The sequence below is a fragment of the Actinomycetospora sp. ABD4_176 genome (assembly GCF_056311855.1).
The window spans coordinates 4751525-4773521 of sequence record NZ_CM149974.1; the positions used below are offsets into that span (position 1 = coordinate 4751525).

The 21997-nt window shown below is 74.3% G+C and carries 28 protein-coding genes and 1 pseudogene; 23 read left to right on the forward strand and 6 right to left on the reverse strand.

Annotation, left to right across the window (positions count from 1 at the left end):
• Positions 1–575: 575 nt before the first annotated feature.
• The 3 genes from ACYX4T_RS23045 to ACYX4T_RS23055 all read right to left on the reverse strand — a co-directional run bounded on the left by ACYX4T_RS23045 (position 576) and on the right by ACYX4T_RS23055 (position 2512).
• A complete protein-coding gene (locus ACYX4T_RS23045; RefSeq protein WP_476011550.1) occupies positions 576–1730 on the reverse strand; it encodes a hypothetical protein in 1155 nt (384 codons plus the stop codon).
• 82 nt (positions 1731–1812) lie between these two features.
• Entirely contained in the window at positions 1813–2082 is a 270-nt protein-coding gene (locus tag ACYX4T_RS23050; RefSeq protein ID WP_476011551.1) for a hypothetical protein, read from the reverse strand.
• A 31-nt stretch (positions 2083–2113) separates the two neighbouring features.
• Positions 2114–2512 (reverse strand): hypothetical protein, encoded by a 399-nt coding sequence (locus ACYX4T_RS23055; protein WP_476011552.1) that lies wholly within the window; start codon positions 2510–2512, stop codon positions 2114–2116.
• Between the two features lie 154 nt (positions 2513–2666).
• Here ACYX4T_RS23055 and ACYX4T_RS23060 point away from each other — a divergent pair, with 154 nt between their 5' ends.
• Positions 2667–2894 carry a helix-turn-helix domain-containing protein gene (locus ACYX4T_RS23060; RefSeq protein ID WP_476011553.1) on the forward strand — a complete coding sequence of 76 codons (228 nt, stop codon included), beginning with the start codon at positions 2667–2669 and terminating at the stop codon, positions 2892–2894.
• A gap of 23 nt (positions 2895–2917) precedes the next feature.
• On the opposite strand, the gene ACYX4T_RS23065 is transcribed toward ACYX4T_RS23060, so the two are convergent.
• Together ACYX4T_RS23065 and ACYX4T_RS23070 are read right to left on the reverse strand one after the other, a co-directional pair.
• Complete coding sequence (locus ACYX4T_RS23065) at positions 2918–3217, reverse strand: hypothetical protein (RefSeq protein ID WP_476011554.1); 300 nt, start codon at positions 3215–3217, stop codon at positions 2918–2920.
• 119 nt (positions 3218–3336) lie between these two features.
• On the reverse strand, positions 3337–3735 hold the full coding sequence (locus ACYX4T_RS23070) for a hypothetical protein (RefSeq protein ID WP_476011555.1): 399 nt from the start codon (positions 3733–3735) through the stop codon (positions 3337–3339).
• A gap of 343 nt (positions 3736–4078) precedes the next feature.
• Here ACYX4T_RS23070 and ACYX4T_RS23075 point away from each other — a divergent pair, with 343 nt between their 5' ends.
• The 11 genes from ACYX4T_RS23075 to ACYX4T_RS23125 all read left to right on the forward strand — a co-directional run bounded on the left by ACYX4T_RS23075 (position 4079) and on the right by ACYX4T_RS23125 (position 9612).
• Entirely contained in the window at positions 4079–4282 is a 204-nt protein-coding gene (locus ACYX4T_RS23075) for a helix-turn-helix transcriptional regulator (protein WP_476011556.1), read from the forward strand.
• On the forward strand, positions 4279–4458 hold the full coding sequence (locus ACYX4T_RS23080; protein WP_476011557.1) for a hypothetical protein: 180 nt from the start codon (positions 4279–4281) through the stop codon (positions 4456–4458). The genes ACYX4T_RS23075 and ACYX4T_RS23080 overlap by 4 nt, the downstream gene beginning before the upstream one ends.
• Before the next feature lie 426 nt (positions 4459–4884).
• Positions 4885–5346, forward strand: coding sequence for a zinc finger domain-containing protein (locus tag ACYX4T_RS23085; RefSeq protein WP_476015356.1), 462 nt, complete (start codon positions 4885–4887; stop codon positions 5344–5346).
• Positions 5343–5495: a hypothetical protein gene (locus ACYX4T_RS23090; RefSeq protein WP_476011558.1), complete on the forward strand. Its 153-nt coding sequence runs from the start codon at positions 5343–5345 to the stop codon at positions 5493–5495. Before ACYX4T_RS23085 ends, ACYX4T_RS23090 begins: the two co-directional genes overlap by 4 nt.
• Complete coding sequence (locus tag ACYX4T_RS23095) at positions 5492–5800, forward strand: hypothetical protein (RefSeq protein ID WP_476011559.1); 309 nt, start codon at positions 5492–5494, stop codon at positions 5798–5800. The genes ACYX4T_RS23090 and ACYX4T_RS23095 overlap by 4 nt, the downstream gene beginning before the upstream one ends.
• Before the next feature lie 44 nt (positions 5801–5844).
• Complete coding sequence (locus ACYX4T_RS23100; protein WP_476011560.1) at positions 5845–6456, forward strand: hypothetical protein; 612 nt, start codon at positions 5845–5847, stop codon at positions 6454–6456.
• Positions 6449–6655, forward strand: coding sequence for a hypothetical protein (locus ACYX4T_RS23105; RefSeq protein ID WP_476011561.1), 207 nt, complete (start codon positions 6449–6451; stop codon positions 6653–6655). Before ACYX4T_RS23100 ends, ACYX4T_RS23105 begins: the two co-directional genes overlap by 8 nt.
• 62 nt (positions 6656–6717) lie before the next feature.
• A complete protein-coding gene (locus ACYX4T_RS23110; protein ID WP_476011562.1) occupies positions 6718–7209 on the forward strand; it encodes a hypothetical protein in 492 nt (163 codons plus the stop codon).
• The gene (locus tag ACYX4T_RS23115; RefSeq protein ID WP_476011563.1) at positions 7206–7538 is read left to right on the forward strand and encodes a hypothetical protein; all 333 of its coding nucleotides are present in this window, start codon (positions 7206–7208) and stop codon (positions 7536–7538) included. Before ACYX4T_RS23110 ends, ACYX4T_RS23115 begins: the two co-directional genes overlap by 4 nt.
• Positions 7539–7543: 5 nt before the next feature.
• Complete coding sequence (locus ACYX4T_RS23120) at positions 7544–8317, forward strand: hypothetical protein (RefSeq protein ID WP_476011564.1); 774 nt, start codon at positions 7544–7546, stop codon at positions 8315–8317.
• A 1136-nt stretch (positions 8318–9453) separates the two neighbouring features.
• A complete protein-coding gene (locus tag ACYX4T_RS23125) occupies positions 9454–9612 on the forward strand; it encodes a hypothetical protein (RefSeq protein WP_476011565.1) in 159 nt (52 codons plus the stop codon).
• Between the two features lie 23 nt (positions 9613–9635).
• Here ACYX4T_RS23125 and ACYX4T_RS23130 read toward each other — a convergent pair whose 3' ends face one another.
• Entirely contained in the window at positions 9636–10088 is a 453-nt protein-coding gene (locus tag ACYX4T_RS23130) for a hypothetical protein (protein ID WP_476011566.1), read from the reverse strand.
• A 131-nt stretch (positions 10089–10219) separates the two neighbouring features.
• Between ACYX4T_RS23130 and ACYX4T_RS23135 the strand changes: the two genes are divergently transcribed.
• The 11 genes and pseudogenes from ACYX4T_RS23135 to glmM all read left to right on the forward strand — a co-directional run bounded on the left by ACYX4T_RS23135 (position 10220) and on the right by glmM (position 21797).
• A complete protein-coding gene (locus tag ACYX4T_RS23135; RefSeq protein ID WP_476011567.1) occupies positions 10220–10993 on the forward strand; it encodes a recombinase family protein in 774 nt (257 codons plus the stop codon).
• Between the two features lie 523 nt (positions 10994–11516).
• Complete coding sequence (locus tag ACYX4T_RS23140; protein ID WP_476011568.1) at positions 11517–12164, forward strand: recombinase family protein; 648 nt, start codon at positions 11517–11519, stop codon at positions 12162–12164.
• 202 nt (positions 12165–12366) lie between these two features.
• The gene (locus ACYX4T_RS23145) at positions 12367–12816 is read left to right on the forward strand and encodes a hypothetical protein (RefSeq protein ID WP_476011569.1); all 450 of its coding nucleotides are present in this window, start codon (positions 12367–12369) and stop codon (positions 12814–12816) included.
• A 5-nt stretch (positions 12817–12821) separates the two neighbouring features.
• Positions 12822–13472, forward strand: coding sequence for a DUF2188 domain-containing protein (locus tag ACYX4T_RS23150; protein WP_476011570.1), 651 nt, complete (start codon positions 12822–12824; stop codon positions 13470–13472).
• A 106-nt stretch (positions 13473–13578) separates the two neighbouring features.
• Positions 13579–16134 (forward strand): annotated as a pseudogene (eccCb, locus tag ACYX4T_RS23155) (type VII secretion protein EccCb); the annotation flags it as partial.
• The gene (locus ACYX4T_RS23160; protein ID WP_476011571.1) at positions 16131–18311 is read left to right on the forward strand and encodes a type VII secretion-associated protein; all 2181 of its coding nucleotides are present in this window, start codon (positions 16131–16133) and stop codon (positions 18309–18311) included. The pseudogene eccCb and the gene ACYX4T_RS23160, both read left to right, overlap by 4 nt.
• Positions 18312–18410: 99 nt before the next feature.
• On the forward strand, positions 18411–18800 hold the full coding sequence (locus ACYX4T_RS23165; protein ID WP_476011572.1) for a WXG100 family type VII secretion target: 390 nt from the start codon (positions 18411–18413) through the stop codon (positions 18798–18800).
• Positions 18801–18869: 69 nt separating this feature from the next.
• Positions 18870–19166 carry a WXG100 family type VII secretion target gene (locus ACYX4T_RS23170; RefSeq protein WP_476011573.1) on the forward strand — a complete coding sequence of 99 codons (297 nt, stop codon included), beginning with the start codon at positions 18870–18872 and terminating at the stop codon, positions 19164–19166.
• A gap of 152 nt (positions 19167–19318) precedes the next feature.
• Complete coding sequence (gene rplM / locus ACYX4T_RS23175) at positions 19319–19762, forward strand: 50S ribosomal protein L13 (protein ID WP_476011574.1); 444 nt, start codon at positions 19319–19321, stop codon at positions 19760–19762.
• Positions 19759–20406 carry a 30S ribosomal protein S9 gene (rpsI, locus tag ACYX4T_RS23180; protein WP_476011575.1) on the forward strand — a complete coding sequence of 216 codons (648 nt, stop codon included), beginning with the start codon at positions 19759–19761 and terminating at the stop codon, positions 20404–20406. Before rplM ends, rpsI begins: the two co-directional genes overlap by 4 nt.
• Entirely contained in the window at positions 20406–21797 is a 1392-nt protein-coding gene (gene glmM, locus ACYX4T_RS23185) for a phosphoglucosamine mutase (RefSeq protein ID WP_476011576.1), read from the forward strand. Before rpsI ends, glmM begins: the two co-directional genes overlap by 1 nt.
• Positions 21798–21997 lie beyond the last annotated feature (200 nt).

A 21997-nucleotide genomic window follows, 5' to 3' on the forward strand; every position in this document is an offset into this window, starting at 1 on the left:
CGTAGTTACCAAGAGCGGGCCCTGCGGGCGCTGCGCGCCCCTCCTGGGGCGCGCGAGGGGCGTAGAGGTGGGAGGACGTGGAGGCAGCAGCAGAGAGAGAAGAGGGGGGAGGGGTGGGCGAGGGCGGGCCGCTACGGCCTCCGGCCTCCGCGACCCGCCCCGCCCCGGGGAGGGGAGCGGCGGCGGCCGCGGGCGGCGCGCTGGGCAACGGACGAGGGACGCCTCCGGCGGGGGCCTCGCTCCCGGGGGTGTAGGAGGGGCGCCCCTCCTCCCCGGTCACGACGACGCCTCAGGGGTCGCACGGAACGCCGGCCGCGGCAAGGCCCAGGCGGAGCCCTGGGAGGGCACGTGCGGCGTCGTGGCGGCGTCGTGGGGCCTTGCCCCGGCCGACAACCCGTGCGAGGCGGTGCTCGCCGACGCGACCGGGGAGGAGGGGCCAGGCGCCGGGGTGTGGGGCTGAGGCCGCAGCAGGACAGCCAGGCGGTCGCGCTGGGCCGGCGTCAGCGGCGGGGCGGCAGCGACGAGTTCGGCGATGTAGTCCTCGAGGGCGGAGGACAGCGGGACAGGCGGCGGGGTCATGCGGCGGTCCGCCGGACGCGCGCGACGTACTGGTCGTAGGGCAGGGCGCCAGCGCGGAGCCGCAGCGTGCCCAGGCCCGGGGCGGAGAGCACGGCGACGCCGGACGGTGCCCACTCGTGCTCGTCGGGGTCGACGACGTCGGTCGGGTGCAGCATCCGGAACCCGTCGGGCTCGACGCGGAACGAGAGCCGGAGCTGCGCCTGGGCGCGGACGGCGCCTCCGACGATCGCGGCGTCGGCGCGCTGGCAGACGATGACGACGCGGTAGGCGACCTTGCGGCCTTCGGCGAGCAGCCGGCCCACGAGGCCGCGGACGCGCTGGCCGAGCTTGCGGTCGACGAGGTCGGCAGCCGCGTAGAAGCCGGGGAGCTCCTCGAGCACGACGACGACGAGCGGGAGGTTGGGGGTGGGGTCGAGCTGGTCGCGGTCGTCGGGCAGCACGGCGAGGCGCTCGTCCATGCGGGCGCAGAGGGCCTCGAGGGCGGCGACGTGCTCAGTGAGGTCGCCGGCGAGGCCCGACACGCGCAGTTCGGCGCCAGGGAGCGCGGTCCAGGGCCGCCAGAGCAGGCCGGAGGGGTCGACGCCCGCGACGGTTACGAGCGGGTCGCCGGCGAGGGCGGAGAGGGCGCCGTAGAGCCACCAGGACTTCCCGGTTCCAGTCGAGCCCTGGACAACCGCGTGCGGGCGGCGGACCCACGGGACGCCGAGGTTGGCGGCGCCCTCGTCGACGCCGAGGAACCCGTCGGGCAGCTCGCCGGGCGGGGGGAGGACGAACGGCGTCTCGAGCGGGTCGGCGTCGAGGAGCTCGAGGCGGACGTGGACGCCGTCGGAGAGGCCGGCCACCCGGAGCCGAACGGCACCGAGGGCGGGGGCGAGGCGGTCGGCGACGGCACGGACGTCGGCGGGGAGCTGGCCGGGCAGGAGCCGGACGATCAGCACCAGCGGCGCGCCGGCGGAGACGGACACGAGCGGGGGGAGGATCACGGTCTGGCCGGCGGCGACGCGGACGGCGCGGGTGATCCCGGCGCCCTCGGCGGCCTGGCGCCACGTCGCGGTCCAGCGGTGCCGGGCGGCGAGGGCGTCGACCTCGCGGCGATAGGCGCCGGACCGTGCGCCGATCAGCCGTCGGCGGTGGGGCGCGAACAGGGCCACGGTGGAGCCTCCGGAGACGGGACGGGCCCGGCCGCAGGGGAAGGAAGGGCGGCCGGGCCCGTCGGGCGAGGTGGTGTGTCGATCAGCCGCGGAAGCCGCGGACCTGGGAGACGAGAGCGTCCGCGGCGGCGGCGCGTGTGCGGTGGCCCTCGGTGTTCCACCGCGCGGTGCGGTCGCCGTCCTCGCGCCAGCACGCCCACCAGCGGCGGCCGCCGTGGCGGTGGCCGAGCCAGGCGCGCTCGTCGCCGACCCAGCCGATCCAGCGGCCCTCGAGGTAGACCTCGTGGGAGACGGTGCCGCCGCCGGCCATCGCGCCGCGGCCGGAGTCGCGCAGGACGGGCCGGGCGCTCATGGCGTTGTCGTCGAGGCGCTCAGCGAGGCAGTCACGCCGGCTGTCCCTCGTGCTGCTTGTGCTCCTGACCGTTGCGCTTGCCGGGCTGGGCGGCGTCGCGGAGCCCGCGGCCGGAGAAGTACTGCGCGAGGCGGCCGTCCTTCCCGACGCGGACGTTGACCTCGAGGGAGTCGAAGGTGACCGGGCCGAACTGCGTCACGACCGGCTGGTGCTCGGCGCGGACGCGGACCTGCAGGACCTCGGGACGGTCGACGCCGACGGGCATGACGTAGCCGGTCCAGAGGCGCTCGCCGGTGTCGGGGTCGGTCTCCTGGCGGTCGGTCAGGACGCGGCGGCCGTTCTGCTCCTCCCAGACGTTCTGGGGCTCGCAGGGGCCGGCGGCGACGAGCGGGAGCTGGTCGAGGGCGACGGGGATGGTCCGGAGGGGCATGGCTGTCCAGTCCTGTCGGTTCGTCCGGTGCAACTGATGCATCGGGGGCAACACGAGAGTAGGGGAAACGTGGAATCTGGTGCAAGTAGGGCAATCAGTGGGATCGTGTCAACCGCGCTGCGAACATGCGCCCGTGCCCGAGGAGAGACGATTGGTGTCGACAGGCGAGGCTGCGCGCCACATCGGCGTCGACCGCAGCACGCTCGGGCGTTGGGTCGCGGCGGGCTACGTCAAGCCGAGCAGACGGACCATCGGCGGCCAGTACCGCTGGGACCTTGACGAGCTCGAGGAACAACTCCGGACTGCAGAGCGCGACGACGCTGGGCCTCCGTTCGCACCCGGCCTTGCCGATGCGCCACGGCACCCGGAGGAGCCGCGGTAACGCCCTCGCGGCGTGTCGGCCGGCTACACCGATCCGACGAGAAGGTGCTGTTCCTGCGCCGCAGCCTGGTAGGTGACGACGAACTCCGCGCCCTCGGGGAGAGGAATGATCATCCGGGCGAGCTCGGCGACTGTGGTCGACGCGTCCGTGTGGATCGGCGTGGCGCTCGTCGGGACCGCCGTCCCTGGTGCGGCCGTGGCGCCGAGGATGCACACGAAAACGTTGCCGTCGACGAGCGTCGCGAGCATCACCGGGTGGTCGTGCGGACCCTTGGCCGTGATCACCTCGTCCATGCCCTCGTCGGGGTCGTGAGCGAGGATCACCGGTTCGCCGTCAGCGTCCCGGGTCTGAGGGTGCGCAGCGAGGTACTGGCGGAGGCTCGGGTCGACGAGGTGAGTAGCGACCGCCTGGGCGACCTCGGCGCGGCGAGTTGCGAGCGGGGTCATGACCGCAGCCCCTTCCGCCACTTGCCGATCAGCTTCTCCAAGTCAGGGTATGCGTCCTGGACGGCTTGCCGGTAGGCCCACGCGACGTCGGCTACCTCGTTGACCGGGCCGTAGACATGGCTGATCCGGCGCGGTCCTCGCCATGACCATTGGTTGATGTGGAAGTTGGCGTGGGCGACGCTCCACCGGGCCACGGGTCGCCACCCGGTCGGGGTGTCGATCTGCAGGCCGATGGAGAAGTCGACCAGGGCGCCGTCCTCGGACCTGCAGAATCGCAGCCGGACGACCCACCGCTTGTCGGTGTCGACCTTGACCTTCGTCGCCGGCTCACCCGTGCAGCCCGGGCACGGCGGATGCGAGAACGCACCTTCCGCAAGCCGCTCCCGTCTCGGCATGGCTCAACCTCATCACGCACCTCCGACGGCGGGGACCGCGGCACCTCCCACCATGGGCCTGGTGGCTCCCGGTGCGAGCGCCGCTGCTGCGCGTCTCCCACCCCATCGGGCGAAGGGCGGCGCCGAGGCCCGGGAGGGCACGCGCCGGGAGCGATGCGATCATCCCGCAGTTGAGCGGCGGACACAGATAGCCACCACACCGATTACGGACAGTTCTCGGGTCTCTGCGGGAATCACGTAGAACTTTTTCTTCACGCCTGTTCCCCCTGGTCAGCGGCCGATAGCGGCGCAGATGCCCCGAGATTCCCGCGGTTGGCACAAGATCATTTCAGACGCTCCGTGCATGAAGAACGCGCAGGAGCCGCTGTGGGACCGCCGCCGTGTCGCGGCCGCGGTCGGCATCAGTGTCCGCACCCTCGAGTACCTCGACTCGGCGGGGAAGGGGCCGCCACGAATCCGGATCGGCGGCGCCGTGAGGTACGTGCCCGCCGAGGTCCGCGCCTGGATCGAAGCGTCCCGCGAACCGTCGACCGCGACGAGCGCATGACCACCACGCGTCAGCGGCGGCCGGCCCAGGCATGCCGTGACCCCGAGCTCGACGAGCACATCGCCCGCATCGTCGCGGCCGCCCCTGCTCTCTCAACAGCCCAGCGCGACAGGCTGGCGACGCTCCTGCGCCCGGCCACGACCAGCGCCGGCGACCGGCAGGACGGCGCGTCGTGAGCCCTCCAACAGCGGAACGGCGCCCCGTCCGTCACGGAGGGGCGCCGTCCACGACCCGCCGCCGCCAGCGTGCTGAGTCTGTCCCGCAGCGTACCGCGCTGGCCGTCCGTCCCGACGTCCTCGTGACCGCGCGCGTCGCCTTCCTCCGCGGGGGAGGTGGCGGCAGTGTCAGAGACAAGCCGGTGGGACGTCAGCGACGCGATCATGGATGAGGACTGCGAACTGTCGGCGCCGGTGCGTCACGTGATGCATGTGCTGATCGCTCGGGCCGACACCGAAACTGCGGTCATCCCGCCGAGGTTCTCACCGAGCTTGCGGCGCTTGGTGCTCGACACGCGGCTGGGCCGATCGACGGTGGCCGCAAGCCTCGCGGAGCTGGAGACGCACGGATGGATCATCAGGCATCCACCGTCGACGAGCGAGGCGATGCGCACTCACGCGCGGACCAACTACGAGCTTCGTATCCCGCCGGGGTGCTCCAAGGCAGAACGTGAGGGGATCCGGGAGGCGAGGCGGGGGACCCCGACATCCGATCCCCGTCCAACACATGGACCGGGTCCAGGAGACGAACCGGTCCAGGAGATAGACGAGAGGGGTCCAGGAGACGGCCCGGCTCTAGTCCAGGACACGGACTACATCCCGTCCAGCTCCCGGACACATATCTCTTCCTCTCCTGAAATCTCTCCGGGGTCTCCTGCACGCGCCTCTGACGAGCTCGACGACGAGCGCTCCGACGAGCAGGACGAGACCGCGCCAGACGACGACCCGCTGGCTTACGAGTGCCCGACGTGCCGCGTGCCGCCCGGATACGCCTGCCGCAAGAAGGGCGGCAGCAAGAAGCACTCCCACGACGCGCGTGCCGGTCTAGCTCGGAGGCAAGTCGCATGACCGTCCCTCCCCACGAGCAGCGTCCTCCGGCACTCGAGGCCGAGTGCGACCGCTGCGGCGTCCCGACCAGCCGGCCACCCGACGACACCGGCCGCCGGCTGTGCCTGCGCCACGCCTACCCCACAGGGATCGAGGAGGACGACCAGTGAGCACCGACAGCACGAGCCACTACGGCGACCGCTGGCACGCGAGATGCAACGCGCTCGCCTCCATCCGAGCGGGCTGCGACCACGCCACCCTCGTCCACGACCTCGCCCGCGCGGGCATCGCGGCAGGCGACGGCCTCGCCGACCTCACAGCGTTCGTCGAGGCCCTCCGCGACCTCGTCAACGAGGCCGAGCTCCATCCCCACGGCCTCGCCGACGCCGTCGATCAGTTCGCCGACCAGCTCGCGGCGGAGGGCGCCGTGCGCGCCGACATGTGGCTCGCCGCGACGCAACACCGCCGGCCATGAAGCTCCGCGACCTCTTCACCCCCCGACCCCGCCAGGAGACCCCCGTGACCACCACGCCGGCCACCGACGCCGACCCCCGCACCGCCGACGAGCGGATCGCCGCCCTCCGCGCCGAGCTCGCCCAGCTCGAGCTCGACGGAATCGACGACCCCCTCCGTGCCGCAGCCGACGTGAGCGCATGGCACACCAGGGCCGACCAGCGTCAGCGGCGCACCGTCGAGATCGAGACCCAGCTCCGTGACCTCGAGACCTGGGGGCTCATCGCCGTCGACCACCCCAGGGCGGTCAGCATGCTCACCCGGGCCAAGCCGCGAGGCCCGGCATGGGAGTTCGTCATCCGGCACGGCACCTGGGACGAGGGCGCCTCACGGAAGCCGACCCAGCCGAGGCCCCGCCAGACGATCGAAGGATGGCTCGCGGCGATCCAGGCGTTCGCCCGCGAGGTCGGCGACGGCGAGAACGCCCGCCGCGTGGTCACCCGCGAGATGGACCAGTGGTGCCATGCCCGAAACGCCGTCGCGCGCGCCGAGCTCCAGGACGTCGCCGGGATGACCATCGCCGGACCGGAGTTCAAGCGCGGGGGCCTGCCGCCGTACCTGCGGCTCGGCGTGTACCGCACCGACCAGCTGGCCGCCGAGGGAAGCGACCATGAGTAGGCCGCGACCCACACCGGGTCAGGGCTGCCCGATCACCGCCGAGCGGCTCGCCCTCGCGCTCGACGCCGCCTCGTCACACCCCACCGGCACCCCGAACCGCACGCAGGTCACCCTCGCCGGCCAGATGCGGGCATGGCTCGACACCACCCCATGCACCGACGGGGAGCACCCGCACCCCATGGACCGGAGCGCGTCGTGACCGCGGAGCGAGAGCGGTGCACGGCCCGCCGGCGGGACGGCCATCGGTGCAGGCTGGCGCCGGTGCGGGGCGCGGTCGTGTGCCGGATGCACGGCGGCGCCGCGCCGCAGGTTCGGGCCGCGGCCGCCGAGCGCGAGGTCGACGAGCAGGTCCGGCGCGCCGTGGGCCGGCTCGACGCCGCACCGTGTGACAACCCGCTCGAGGCGCTCGCCCAGCTCGCCGGGGAGGTCCTCGCATGGAAGGACGCCCTCGGCCGCCTCGTCGCCGACCTGCGGACCCTGCGGTACGACAGCGAGGGCTACGGCGAGCAGGTCCGCGGCGAGGTCCTCCTCTTCGAGCGGGCGATGGACCGGTGCGGCAAGGTCCTCGGCCTGATCGCGCGGCTCGACCTCGACGCCCGGCTCGCGCGGATCACCGAGCAGCAGGCGGAGACGGTGATCGAGGCCCTGCAAGCCGGGCTCGCCGCCGCCGGCGTGACCGGGGAGCGGGCCGGCGAGGCGCGGCGGGCGGCGGCGAGTCACCTCCGCGTCGTGAACGAGGGAGCGTCGGCGTGACCGGCCGGCGGTACACGGTGCTCGAGGCCGTGGCGGACCGGCTCGACGGGTCGACATGGCCGAGCGAGGTGACCGACGCCCTCGCGGTGATCCGGGCCGCGGCCGCGCACCCGTCCGGCTTCACGTGGAGCAGGAACGAGGACGGCGTCCCGCTGCCCGCCGAGGTCCTCGACGTGTTCGAGGTGATCGGCCCGTACGACTCCGCCGACCCCGACCTCGTCGACCTGGCCGCGGCGACCGTCGACCTCGCCGCCTCCCTCGAGCCCCGCACCGGCCCCGGGCCCGACCCGAGCTCTACCTCACCGCACGACCCGAACGGAGAACAGTGATCACCATGACGACGATCCCGGTCCGGCCGCCCGACGCGTGGTTCGACGACCCGGGCCTCCTCGGTCCGACGCCGCTGACCGTGACGAGGGAGGGCCGCATCCTCGGCCACGTCGCGGACTGGTCGACGCGCCACATCGGGCTCCCCGGCCACGTGACGGCGCCCCGGTCGGCGTCGGCGTACCGCTACTACTTGACCGGGCAGGTGGAGACCGAGTCGGGCCGGCTCGTCGCGACCGGGCGGGTGACGATGGGCGGTGGGCACGCCGACCTCACGGGCGGTGTAGCGGCCGCTGTCGAGCACTACGACAACGTCTCGGCGGCGGTCGCTGACGCCGTGGTGGGGGAGGACGCGCACGGCATCTGGCTTTCGGGCGCGCTCCGGCCGGGGATCACCGACGAGCAGCTCCGGACGCTGCGGGCGTCGGTGTGGTCGGGGGACTGGCGACCGGTCGGCCGGAACCTCGAGCTCGTCGCCGTGCACGTGGTCAACGTCGGCGGGTTCCCGATGCCGCGCGCGACCCTCACCGCCTCGGGAGCCGTCGGGGCGCTCGTCGCGGCCGGTGTCGTGCCGCGGGCACCGTCCGACGCCGACGAGCGGGCCCGGCAGGGCGCGGCGTTGCTGGCGTCGATCGACTGCGCGGACGTGTTCGCCCGGGTCGACGCGGACGAGCGCGCGCGGGACGGCGCGGCGGTCCTGGCCTCGCTCGACGCCGGGACGTCGGACCGGTCGACGCTCCTGCGGCGGGCGCCGGCTCCGCAGGCCCATCAGGGTCGGTGACCACCTGGTGATCACGACCCCGCCGCCGGCCCTGCCCACGACGGAACGACCGCGGACGGGGCCCCATGGGGCCGGCGCCGGCGGGAGACCGACAGGCTCGAGCTCGACCGGACCGACCGCTTGTTGACCTAGTCGTCGGTGCCCGGCACGCAGTCTGGCCTGGGCAGACTGCGTCGGGCGGTGCCGAGCGGCGGGGGCACGGGGGTGGCGTCGAACCCTGGCGAATCGCCGCACTACAGTGCGTGGTGGTGGACACCCCCGTCGGGGACACCGTGCCGGCTCCCCGGGGGCCGGGAAGGTCCCGGCGGAAGGAGGTCCGCCATGGGCCGTCACAGGAAGATCGACGAGCCCGAGGGGGAGAACCGGAGGCCGTTGTGGCCCCCGGTTCTCGGCGGTGCGCTCCACGCGCTCGCTGAGATGATCCGTTGGTTGACCGGCCAGTGATCCACTCTCAGCAGCGCTAGCGCCGCTACACCCTCACCACGGTGGCGTGGGGCCCGAGGTCTTGGGTCCCACGTCATCGTCGTCTCTTGCTTCGGCCACGTGTCTCGGCCACGTGGCCGACTTGCTGACTAGAGTCTAAGCACATGCGCTAGAGCAAAGAGAAGCGGGCATGGCATTCCAGGCTTAAGAGGCTCGTAGGAGCCGCTCTCTGCGCTACCCGCTAGCACCGCCAGCTAGACGGATGGCCTTATACCGCCCGGCAATAGTCGCACCGACCGCTGGCGGCAGCCTCAGCGACGGTGTGTCCCCAGAGTCGAAGAGGCCCGGTCTGTGGTGATCGTGCCGGCGGTGATCGTGGGCCGGGTGCGGGTCGACCCGCAGGGGCACTCCTCTACCGGGCGCGCGGGGGCCGAAGAGCCGGGCGTTCACCGGCGAGGCCGTCGAGTGGGAAACGCTGCGCGACCTGGGCCGGAACCCGGAGGCGGCGTCGCTGTTCGCCGAGATGACCGACGAGCAGCTCGAGGGCGTCGGCGCGGCGAGTCGTCGATCTCGACCCGGCGCGGGTCGACGAACTCGTCGGGCGGGCCGGGCTCGCCGCTACGGTCGCCCGGGGCCTGGTCGACACCCCTCGAGGCCCGGTCCTCGCGACGTCGCCGTCGCGCCGGCCTTGCGCTCGCGACGAAGGGAGCACCATGACCGACCTCTCGCCGGAGGAGCGGCACGCGGCCGCAGCGTCGCTGCGGCGCATAGTCGAGGCCGTCGAGCGCGACGAGGTCGAGGGCGACACGTTCGCGCGCGGCTACCTCCTCGGCGTCGCCGACGTCCTCGACCCGGCCTCCGGGTCGCAATGATGAGTCGTCGCCATCGCGCCCAATCAGCGCCGACTGAACCTGACGCCGAGGACGCGGCTGCTCCGCGTCGGCACCCGCTGCGCGTCGGACATCGCCGCATCGCCCACTTCACCAGCGGCGCGCCGGGCTTTCCGTCGACCGTCGTCGATCTCGTCCCAGAGCCCGACCTCACGCAGGTTGTCCAGCTCGAGCAGGGCGAGCGCCAGCTTGTGGAACTCGTCTATCACGCGCTGGGATGCGTACAGGTGGACGTGCGCCCACACGTCATCGTCGCGCTTGTAGTTGAGCGGGTCGTCATCCAGGACCGTGCGGAGATGCCGCGTAAGGGCCTCGTAGGTCTCGAGCCGCTTCGCGTAGAGCAACTGACGGTGCACGTTCGCGCGCGCCACCAGAGCTGAAACCAGGGCACCCGCCGCCGTCGCGACCGCGCCAATCCCCGCGCCGACCAGCCCTGCGATCGTGGGATCAAGCGGCACGCAGCCATCCTGCCTGGCGCTGCACTGTTCTCCCGATCCAATCCTCGGCTACGCCAGAGCTTCTTCGGCTCGCCTGTACAGCATCCGACCGTTTGCTGTAACACCTAGCGTCCGGGAGCGATGTAGTGGGTGTGACCGCCCCGCGCCGCCCTCGACGCAGCCGCCGCACCGACGCCCCCGTCCGCGCGATCGGCTACCTCCGGGTGTCGACCGGCGGGCAGGTCGAGTCGGGCGCCGGCCTCGACGCCCAACGCGCCGCGGTCGTCGAGCGAGCCGACCGGGAGGGCTGGGACCTCGAGCTCGTCGCCGACGAGGGCCTCTCGGCCAAGACCGTCGACGACCGCCCCGAGCTCGTCGCGGCCCTGGCCCGCCTCGACGCCGGCGGAGCGGACGTCCTGGTCGCCGCGAAGCTTGACCGGGTCTCCCGGTCGGTCGCCGACTTCGCTCGCCTGCTCGAGCGCGCGAGCACCCGCGGGTGGCGGGTCGTCCTCCTCGACCTCGGCGTCGACACCTCGACCCCGGCCGGGGAGTTCGTCGCCAACACCATTGCCAACTCCGCGCAGTACGAGCGCCGGCTCATCGGGCAGCGCACCCGCGAAGGCCTCGCCGCGAAGCGCGCCCAGGGCGTCCGGCTCGGCCGGCCCTCCTCGCTGCCCTCCGACGTCGTCGCCCGCATCGTCCGCGAGCACGCCGACGGCGCCTCCCTGCGCGGCCTCGCGACCGCCCTGACCGCTGAGGGCGTCCCGACCGCCCAGGGCGGCGCCCGCTGGTACCCCTCGACCGTCCGGGCCGTCCTGCACGGCCAGGACGCCGCCGCCCACCACGCCACACCGCCCCCGCCTGCGTCAGAGACGCGATCTACCCCGGATGCCCGAGCCGGTGTACGTCCGTTGAAGGCTCGATAGGTGAAAGCGCCCTTGTGAAGAAGCCCCTCGATCGTGTTCCATCACCGCAACAGCGGACTCACGCTGCGTAGGGGGGCCAGGTGCATCAGGTTCGAGGACTACTGCGATCTATCGGCGCAGCTGCGGCATGCGGTGGGGCGGTGCTCGCGCTCAGCGTTGGAGCGGCGCCCTCGGCCGGCGCCTCCCCAGCTGTCACCGGCGGGGCCCCCTCCATCGTCACGACCGACCGCGGGGGCGGCATCATCGACGACGCGATCGAGGGCCGGATGTGCGCTTCAAAGTGGACGAGGTGGGCCGCGAACTGTCGTGACCACCCGGCAGTGCGGCTGCAGCCCCGACTAGTCCGTTCCCAACTCTGCGTCCAGCGATCACTCGCGGGCGTCGTGGACCCCCGGAGCATGCTCTTCGCTGCAGCGCAGTTCCGGGCGATCACCATGTGCCAGGTCGACCCCGACTTTCATCAGCGGAGTGCGGCGGAGCGAGCAGCCGAGCTGATGTCAGGGTAGGTCGCGATGTAGTGGGTGTGGCCGCCCCGCGCCGCCCTCGACGCAGCCGCCGCACCGACGCCCCCGTCCGCGCGATCGGCTACCTCCGGGTGTCGACCGGCGGGCAGGTCGAGTCGGGCGCCGGCCTCGACGCCCAACGCGCCGCGGTCGTCGAGCGAGCCGACCGGGAGGGCTGGGACCTCGAGCTCGTCGCCGACGAGGGCCTCTCGGCCAAGACCGTCGACGACCGCCCCGAGCTCGTCGCGGCCCTGGCCTGCCTCGACGCCGGCGGAGCGGATGCCCTGGTCGCCGCGAAGCTTGACCGGGTCTCCCGGTCGGTCGCCGACTTCGCTCGCCTGCTCGAGCGCGCGAGCACCCGCGGGTGGCGGGTCGTCCTCCTCGACCTCGGCGTCGACACCTCGACCCCGGCCGGGGAGTTCGTCGCCAACACCATTGCCAACTCCGCGCAGTACGAGCGCCGGCTCATCGGGCAGCGCACCCGCGAAGGCCTCGCCGCGAAGCGCGCCCAGGGCGTCCGGCTCGGCCGGCCCTGGGCCCTGCCCGTTCGCGTCAGAGCCGGCGCGAGGCGCGCGCTGTCCTCGATCGGCGCGCCTCATCTTCGCTCAATCACGCAACTTTCGCCCTTGAGGGCAGCGGAGCGCCTCGATCGACCTACTACCTGGTAGGACGTTGCGGGCATTGGGCCTCTTGGGAAGTGGGGACGAGCAGGTGGTCTGGTTGGAGGGCGCAGTCGCTGTAGTGAGAGGCGCCATGCTGGTCCCACCTGGCCCAACGCTGCCTCCTGATCCCTCGAGTCCCGTCCCGCCGAGCTCGGTCGCTCCAATAGCGCCGACTTCGGTCCCAGCCGACCCGGGGGTGACATCGACGGTGACCCAAGGGGGCGGGACACCGTGGTGGCTAACCCTGGTCGTCGGCCTCATCGCGCTGGCCGGTGTTGTTCTCACGGCGATCTTGGCTCGACGCACCGGCAGCGAGGCGAACATCAACGCAGCGGTTGCGAACATCAACGCTCTGGCGCAGCAGATCGACGCTCGAATCGCGGCCGTCGAACTGGACAAGTGGAGGCGTCGGGAGGAGACGATGCGCTTGTTGCGCTGGGCTAGTGAGCAGGCGGTGTCGAAGGACGAGAAGCTCGCTGAGGTCGGAGTAGCGACGCTGCGTGCGTTGAGGGACTCCGAGCTGCTCCAACCGGAGGACGAGCCTCTCATAGACGTCGTTCTCAGGGCCGTCACAAGTGGCCCGGCAGCGGATATCGTGGAGGCCCTGGAGAGTAACCAGGACGTCGTCGTAACGGTCGAGGACGAAGAGACGGGGTGAACCGGATGCCACGGGAGATCGCGGTCACTCGGGCTCAGGTCGAGGCGGCCAAGCTCCTGGTCGAGCGAGCTAAGGAGACCGGCGAGCCTGTAGATGGCTCCATCCAGGCGATCGCGGAGGCGGTCAGGTCGCCCAGGTCCGCCCAGGACGCGGGCGGGGGGCGGAGCGAGGAGCCCGCCGATCAATCGTCCTCGCTGCGCGCCGTCTTGGAGCGGAGTGCGCGCCGTCGTGTGCACAACGGTCGGAGGCGCACCAGCGGAGACGATGCTGACAGCACCATGGATGTGGTGCCTACCGACGGCGGCTGGCGCGTGCTGAAGGAGGGGTCCCAGCGCGCCGGTAGACACAAGGTGGACCCCGACCGCTATGTCGTTGCCCCTGAAGAGGGCGGTTACCGGGTGGTGCGGCCGAAGGGCGCCCGGCGCGTGAGCGCGAAGGCGGCGACGCAGGCCGAGGCCATCGTGCAGGCGGCGGAGCTTGTGTCGCAGGGCGGCGGCGGCAAGGTCGTCGTGCACGGGAGAGATGGCAAGGTAGAGAGCTTCACCGTCAATGGAACCGTGGGTGACGTCGCAGCTGCTGAGGCGTCCACTACCTCGGGCGAGGTGAGGTCGGGGCGGGCTCGCCGAGGGTTCTTGCGCTGGCTTGGTCTTCCTTAGAGCTAACGATCAGTTGGGCCGCTTCAGCCCGGTCGTCTGGCAACAGGCGCACGACGGGCGGGCAAGGTCGGGCGCCGCCGGTTGCCTGAAGCCAGCGTGATGGTTAATCGCGACCGACGTGCGGCGTCTGTCGACGTTCGCGGGGCTCGCGCCGGCCCCGCACGTCGCGGCCGTCATCACCAACCTCACCGACGACCTGAGCCTCGTCGACCGCATGCAGGACGCGCTCGCGGGGGAGATGCAGCGGCGCCAGGAGCTGCTGCGCGCCGCGGGCAACCTCGCGAACGTCACCGAGTACGAGCGGGCGCGGGAGAACGGCGCGCCGCTCGAGCCGCTGCCGACGCTGTTCGTCGTCGTCGACGAGTTCTCCGAGCTGCTGAGCCAGAAGCCCGACTTCGCCGAGCTGTTCGTCGCGATCGGGCGGCTCGGGCGGTCGCTGCAGATGCACCTGCTGCTCGCCTCGCAGCGCCTCGAGGAGGGGCGGCTGCGGGGTCTGGACTCGCACCTGTCCTACCGGATCGGCCTCAAGACGTTCTCGGCGTCGGACTCCCGCGCGGTCCTCGGGGTCCCCGACGCGGCGGAGCTGCCGCCGGTGCCGGGCTCGGGCTACCTCAAGGTCGAGTCGTCGACGATGGTCCGGTTCACGGCCGGGTACGTGTCGGCGCCGCACCGCGCCGCCGAGCGCGCCGCCCCGGACCCCTCCCCGGTCTCCGGCGAGTCCTCGCCCCGTCCGTTCTCGGCGCGGTGGGTCGAGCCGGCCGCGCCGACGGTGCTCGAGGGCGCGCCCCGGCCCGACGACCGCGCGCCCGCGGTCATCGGCCCCCACGGCCCGTCGACCCCGCGCGGCGCCGGCGGCGGGGCGCCCTCGGTGCTCGACGTCGTCGTCGAACGGCTGCGCGGCCAGGGCCCGCCGGCGCACGAGGTCTGGCTGCCGCCGCTGGCCGACCCGGCCACCCTCGACGCCCTGCTCCCGCCCCTGACCGAGACCCCGGACCGCGGCCTGAGCGCGCCCGGCTTCCCCGCGAACGGCGCGCTCGCGGTGCCGGTGGGCATCGTCGACCGCCCGTACGACCAGCGCCGCGACGTGCTGTGGGCCGAGCTCGCCGGGTCGGCGGGTCACGTCGTCGTGGCCGGCGGGCCGCAGTCGGGGAAGTCGACGCTGCTGCGCACGCTCGTCGCGGGCGCCGCGCTCACGCACACCCCGGCCGAGGTGCAGTTCTACGCGGTCGACCTCGGCGGCGGCACGCTCGCGGGACTGGCCGGGCTGCCGCACGTCGGCGCCGTCGCGGGACGCGGGGAGCCCGACCTCGTGCGCCGCACCGTGGCCGAGGTGGCCGCGCTGCTCGCGGGCCGGGAGCGGTGGTTCCGCGACGCGGGGGTGGAGTCGATGGCCGACCTGCGCGCCCGCCGGCGACGCGGCGAGCTCGCGCCCGGCACCGGCGGCAGCGACGAGCTCGGCGACGTCTTCCTCGTCGTCGACGGGTGGCACGCGTTCCGCAGCGAGCACGAGCAGCTCGAGCAGACGGTGATCTCGCTGGCGACGGCCGGCCTGTCGTACGGGGTGCACGTCGTCATCACCGCGAGCCGGTGGGCGGAGCTGCGGCCGGCCCTCAAGGACCTGCTCGGGACGCGGTTCGAGCTGCGCCTCGGCGACCCGTCGGAGTCCGAGGTCGACCGGCGCACCGCGGCCGTCGTGCCCGCCGGGCGCCCGGGGCGCGGGCTGTCGCCGGACAAGCTGCACGTGCTCACCGCCCTGCCCCGTCTCGACGGGGTCGCCGACGCCGCCGACCTGGGCCGCGCGACCGCCGAGCTCGTCGCCCGGGTCGCCGCCGCCTGGAAGGGGCCGGGCGCGCCGCGGGTGCGGCTGCTGCCCGAGCTCGTCGGGGTCGAGGCGCTGCCGGGGGCCGACGACGGCCCGCCGCACCTGCTGCCGCTGGGCCTCTCGGAGGACCGCCTGGCCCCGGTGCGCCTCGACGTCGCCGCCGACCCGCACTTCGTCTGCTACGCCGACGCCGAGTCCGGGAAGACGGCGCTGCTGCGGGGGCTCGCGCACCAGATCGTCACCCGCTACCGCCCCGACCAGGCGCGCCTCATGATCGTCGACTACCGGCGCTCACTGCTCGGGGCCGTGGCGAGCGACCACCTCATCTCCTACACGTCGTCGGCGGCGGCCCTCACCGACGCGATGGGCGAGCTCGTCGGGTCGCTGCAGCGCCGCCTCCCGGGACCCGACGTCACGCCCGAGCAGCTGCGGGCGCGCTCGTGGTGGACCGGGCCGGACGTCTTCGTCCTCGTCGACGACTACGACCTCGTCGCCGGCGCCGCCACCAACCCCCTCGCGGCGCTGCTCGACCTCCTGCCCCAGGCGCGCGACGTCGGCCTGCACCTCGTCGTCGCCCGCCGGACCGGCGGGGCGTCGCGGGCGGTGTTCGAGCCGGTCCTCGCCCGGCTCCGCGAGCTCTCCTCGCCGGGCATCGTCATGAGCGGCAGCCGCGACGAGGGCGTCCTGCTCGGCTCGGTGCGCCCGGGACCGCAGCCGCCGGGGCGGGGCTGGCTCGTCGGCCGCCGGCACGGCGAGCGCCTCGTGCAGGTGGGGTGGCGCGCGCCCGACCCGCCGATCACCGGCCCGGTCCCCGCCGGCACCGACGGTCCCGACCCGTGAGCGACGGCCCGACGGTCGCGGTCGACCTGGGGGTCACGACGGTGGCGGCCGCCGTCGACGCCGCGCCCCCGGGTGGACCCGTCGAGACCGCCGACCCCGCCGACGTCCTCGCGGGCGACGGCTCGCCGGTCGAGCTCGCGGCGGTGTTCGCGCCCGCCGACGGCACCGCGCTGGCGGTCGGCGCCGAGGCCCGGCGCCTGGCGGTCACGGACCCGTCGCGCTACGAGTCGACGCCGCGGCTGCGCGTCGACGAGCCCGACCTGCTGCTCGGCACGCGGGTGGTCGGCGTGTCCGAGGCGTGGGGCGCGGTGCTCGCCGGGGTGCTCGACCGCGCCGGGCCGCTGCTGCGCGGCGGGCGCCCGCGCCGGCTCGTGCTCACCCACCCGGCCGGCTGGGACGGCGGGCGCCGCGAGGTGCTGCGCCGGGCCGGGTCGGGGCTGGCCGAGGAGCTCACCCTCGTCGCGGAGCCGGTCGCGGCGGCGGCCCACGCGGCGTGGATGCGGCCCCGCGACACCCCGCGCCCGCAGCCGCTCGCGGTGCTCGACCTCGGCACCCGGGGGGCGTCGGCGGCCGTGCTCGCCCCGGAGCCCGGACGCTGCGGCGGCGCGGCGGTGCTGGCCCACCGCGACGACGACCGCTTCGGGGGCGACGACGCCGACGACCTGCTCCTGGGCCACCTGCTCGCGACGCTGGGCGACGAGCCCGACGCCGACGTCGACCGGGTCCGCGAGGTCGTCGCCGGCACCACGCTCGCCGACCGCCGGCACCGCCAGGTGCTCCTCGACGACGTGCGCGCCGCGAAGGAGCAGCTCTCCGACGCCGAGCAGGCCGCGGTCCCGCTGCCCGGGCGGGTCACGGCGTCGTGGCTCTCGCGCGGCGAGCTGACCGAGGTGCTGCGCCCGGCGCTGCGCGGGGTCGTCGACCTGCTCGCGGACACCCTCGCCGCCGCGGGCACGGGCCCCGAGCACCTCGACGGCGTGTGGCTCACCGGCGGTGGCGCGCGGATCCCGCTGCTCGCGGCCCTCGTGCACCGCGAGCTGGGGGTGCCCGCGACCGTCGCGCCCGAGCCCCGGCTGGTCGTCGCGCGGGGCGCGCTGGTGGTGGCGCGCGAGGAGGAGGGCGCGCGGCCGGGGGGCCCGGTGTCGGTGTCGGGCTCGGGGTCGGGCTCGGGGTCGGGCCCGCCACGGCCGCGTGTCCCGGCGGCCGCGGCGCCGGTGGGGGCGGCCGTGGGCGCCGCGTCGTCGGGGCCCGCTGAACCCGCGGGGGCGTGGGCCGGAGCTCCGGGGCCCCTGCTGGACCCGCCGACGGTCGAGCTGCCGCCGGTCGAGCGGGGCCGGGCGCCCGCGCCGCGCGGGGGCGAGGTCACCGACGACCTGGGCGGGCGGGTCGACGGGGAGGACGGGCTGGACGGGGAGGCCGGGGTCGACGGGACCCCGGACTGGCTGACCCCGACGTCACCGGGCCGCCGCGACGCCCTGCTGCCCGTGCGCCGGCTCGACCGCGACGACGCCGACCCCACCGACCGCACGGGCCGCGCCGACCCGGTGCCGCCCCTCGAGCCCGACGGCCCCGTCGCATCGCGGCGCCTGCCCGCGCGGCGGCCGCCGCCCACCCGGCATCCGGCGCGGGCACGGGTGGGCGTCGGCGCCGTGGTCGTCGCCCTGCTGGCGGTGGTCGCGCTGGTCACGGGGGTGGTGCTCGGGGCCCGCGCGCTGCGGGGACCGACGGGTACGACGACGGTCGTCGGCGGTCAGGCGTTCGTCGCGCCGCTGGGCTGGGTCACCGCGGGCGGCGACCCCGCGGCCCGCCGGGTGCTGCTGCGCCCCGCCGACGCGCCGCGCGGCACCGACCTCGTCGCGGTGCAGGAGAACCCGCTCGACCCGGTCGCCGCGACCGACCCGGACCGCGCCCGCGACCAGCTGGCCGGCCAGTTCGACGCGGCGCGCGCAGCGGGCGACCCGGTGGCCGACTACGAGCCGCGCGCGCAGTTCGGCGGGCGCGACGTGGCGCGCTACCGCCAGGACCCGGCGCCGGGGGTGCGGGTCGACTGGTTCGTGGTGCTCTCGTCGCCGTCGATGGTGAGCGTCGGCTGCCGGCACGGCGCCGACGAGGCCGACGCGCGCCGCGTCCTCGCCGCCTGCGAGCAGGTCGTCGAGACCCTCGAACCCGCCGGCTGACTTCTCCGAAACGGCCACCACGCCGCCCGCGCGGTCGTCATGCTCGATCCGCAGGCGAGCACAGGGGGTGCGCGCCCCCGCGAGGAGAGGAGGTGTGGCGTGGCTGGAGGATTCGGCACCCAGACCGGCGTCATGACCGAGGTGGCCAACCGGCTGGAGACCATCAACGGGGAGCTGCAGGGCCGGCTCCAGTCGCTGCGCGGACGCGTCGAGCCACTCGTCGCCGAGTGGCAGGGCCGGGGCTCCACCGCGTTCCAGGGGACGATGGCGAACTGGTCCACGGACGCGAAGCGCATCAACGACGCGCTCCTGGGCATCGCCGGGCGGGTGCGCGCCGGTGGCGTGCAGTACCAGGCGACGGAGGACGACATGAGCCGCCTGCTCGGTGTCCTGGGCGACGGTGGCGGTGCCGGTGCCGGTGGCAGCGGCGGTGGCGCCCCGACCGCGTCGTCCCCCGGAACCATCAGCAGCGCCCTCGACGGCCGCTGAGCCCGGCGCCCACTCCACCCGAGACACCCTCCCGAGACACCCTCCCGAGACGACGGAGACGAGGACGAGATGACCAGCCCCGACAACATCAAGGTGCGCTTCGGCGCCATCGCCCAGGCCGCCCAGGACATCCGCACCACGCAGGCGCAGATCGAGCAGGAGCTCGCGGACATCCGCGCCGCGGTGGGCCGGCTCGCCGTGTGGGACGGCGCGTCGTCGGACTTCTACCGCACCCAGCAGCACGAGATCGACACCGCGTGGCAGGACCTGAACCTGCTGCTGAACAAGATCGCGGCGAACACCCAGCAGGCCGGTGAGGGCTACGAGGACGCGGAGCGCCGGGTCGGCATGATGTTCCGCGGCTGAGCCGTGATCGGCCCTCCGGGGGGTGGTCGGCGTGCTCGGAGGAGCGACGCGTACCCTGGAGGATCGTTGCGCGGTGTACGTCCCGCGCCCGCTCGACCACACATCGGCCTCTGCGCCGAGCCCGCCCAGCCGTCCGTGACGAGGTAGCTTCCGTGCGCACGTTCAGTCCGAAGCCCGGCGACATCGATCGCGCCTGGCACGTCATCGACGCGTCCGACGTCGTCCTCGGGCGCCTGGCCAGCCAGAGCGCCCAGCTGCTGCGGGGCAAGCACAAGCCCACGTACGCACCGCACGTCGACACCGGTGACTTCGTGATCATCGTGAACGCGGAGAAGATCGCCCTCACGGGCGGCAAGCGCGACGACCGCTTCGTCTACCACCACAGTGGTTTCCCGGGCGGCCTCAAGGCCCGCACCGTGGGTGACGAGCTCGAGCGCTTCCCGGCGCGGCTGGTCGAGAAGGCCGTCAAGGGCATGCTCCCGAAGAACCGGCTGGGCCGGGCGATGGCCAGCAAGCTCAAGGTGTACGCGGGCCCCGAGCACCCGCACGCCGCGCAGAAGCCGGTGCCGTACGAGATTCGACAGGTGAGCCAGTGACCACCCCCGACGACGCAGCCGACCTGCCCGAGGTCGCCGACAACGACGCGGCGCAGACGCTCGCGGAGGCCGCGGACCTCCCCGAGGGCGCCGAGGCCGCCGTCGGCGGCACACCCGCCTCCGCCACCGACGAGCCCGGAGACGACGAGGTCCTCGTCGACGTCGTGACCGACGGCGACGACGTCGACGGCGAGGACGGCGAGGACGCCGGGACCGACGTCTTCGGCGAGACCGCCGCTCCGGTGTTCGCCGGGATCGACCGCCCCGTCCAGACCGTGGGCCGTCGCAAGAAGGCCATCGTCCGCGTGCGCCTCGTGTCCGGCAGCGGGCGCATCGTGTGCAACGGGAAGGCCTTCGAGGAGTACTTCCCGAACAAGGTGCACCAGCAGCTCATCCGTGAGCCGCTGGTCGTCACCGAGCGCACCGAGCAGTTCGACGTCTACGCCACCCTCCACGGCGGCGGGACCTCCGGGCAGGCGGGCGCCCTGCGCCTCGGGCTCGCCCGTGCGCTCACCGAGGTCGACCCCGACGACCGTCCGGGCCTCAAGAAGGCCGGGTTCCTCACCCGCGACCCGCGGGCCACGGAGCGCAAGAAGTACGGCCTGAAGAAGGCCCGGAAGGCGCCCCAGTACTCGAAGCGCTGATGGGGGGCCACGCTCCCCGTCTGTTCGGCACCGACGGTGTCCGCGGCCTGGCCAACGGCGACCTCTCGCCCGAGCTGGCGACCGCCGTCTCGGCCGCGGCGGCGGGCGTGCTCGCGGAGCACGCCCGCGCCGACGGTCGCCGTGGCGCGGCCTCCCGGCCGGTGGCGGTCGTGGGTCGCGACCCGCGGGCCAGCGGCGAGATGCTCGAGGCCGCGGTCACCGCGGGCCTGAGCGCGGCGGGTGCCGACGTGCTGCGTGTCGGCGTGCTGCCGACGCCGGCCGTCGCGTACCTGACCGGGGTGCTCGATGCCGACCTCGGCGTCATGATCTCGGCGTCGCACAACCCGATGCCCGACAACGGCATCAAGCTCTTCGCCGCCGGCGGGCACAAGCTGCCCGACGTCGTCGAGGACGAGATCGAGGCGCACGTCCGCGAGAACGGCGACGGCCCGCCCCGCGGTGCCGCGCCGCGTCCCACGGGCCGCGACATCGGCCGCGTCCGGGACGTGGCGCACGCCCTCGACCGCTACGTCGAGCACCTCGCGGGTGCGACGCCGACCCGGCTGGACGGCCTGCACGTCGTCGTCGACTGCGCCCACGGTGCGGCGTCGGCGGCGGCCCCGCGCGCGTACGCTGCCGCGGGTGCCCGGGTCACCGCGCTGCATGCGCAGCCGGACGGCTGGAACATCAACGAGGGCGTCGGCTCCACGCACATCGACGCGCTCGCCCGGGCCGTGGTGGAGCAGGGTGCGGACCTCGGCATCGCGCACGACGGCGACGCCGACCGCTGCCTCGCGGTGGCCGCCGACGGGAGTGTCGTCGACGGCGACCAGATCCTCGCGGTGCTCGCCCTCGACCTGCTCGAGCGCGGCGAGCTCACCGACGCCACGCTCGTCGTCACCGTGATGAGCAACCTCGGCCTGCACCTCGCGATGGCCGACGCCGGCGTGGCCCTGCGCACCACGGCCGTCGGCGACCGCTACGTGCTCGAGGAGCTGCGGGCCGGCGGGTTCGCGCTCGGCGGCGAGCAGTCGGGGCACGTGGTGCTCCCCGCGCACGCCACCACCGGCGACGGCCTGCTCACGGCGCTGCGGCTCATGGCGCGCATGGCGCAGAGCGGGCGCGCGCTCGGGGACCTGGCGTCGGTGATGACGCGGCTGCCCCAGGTGCTGGTCAACGTGCCGGTCGCCGACAAGGCCGCGGTGGGCTCGTCGTCCGAGGTCGCCGACGCCGTCGCGGCCGCCGAGGCCGAGCTCGGCGGCAAGGGCCGGGTGCTGCTGCGCCCGTCGGGCACCGAGCAGCTCGTGCGGGTCATGGTCGAGGCGCCGACGCAGGTCGTGGCCGGTGAGGTCGCCGACCGCCTCGCGGGGCTCGTCTCGGCGGTGCGCTGAGCCGGCGCCGAAACGGCGCTGAGCCGGCGCCGTACCGGCGCCGGTCGCCCGCGGCCGCACCGGTCGGCCGGGCACGCACGGTGCCGATGCGGGCCGGGTGCGGCCACGCAGGTCACCCATGCGGTCCCGCCGGTCCCGGGTTCCCGCCCACCGGTGTGCCGCCACGCGTTAACCTGGCGGTGGTCCCGCGGACCCGGCGC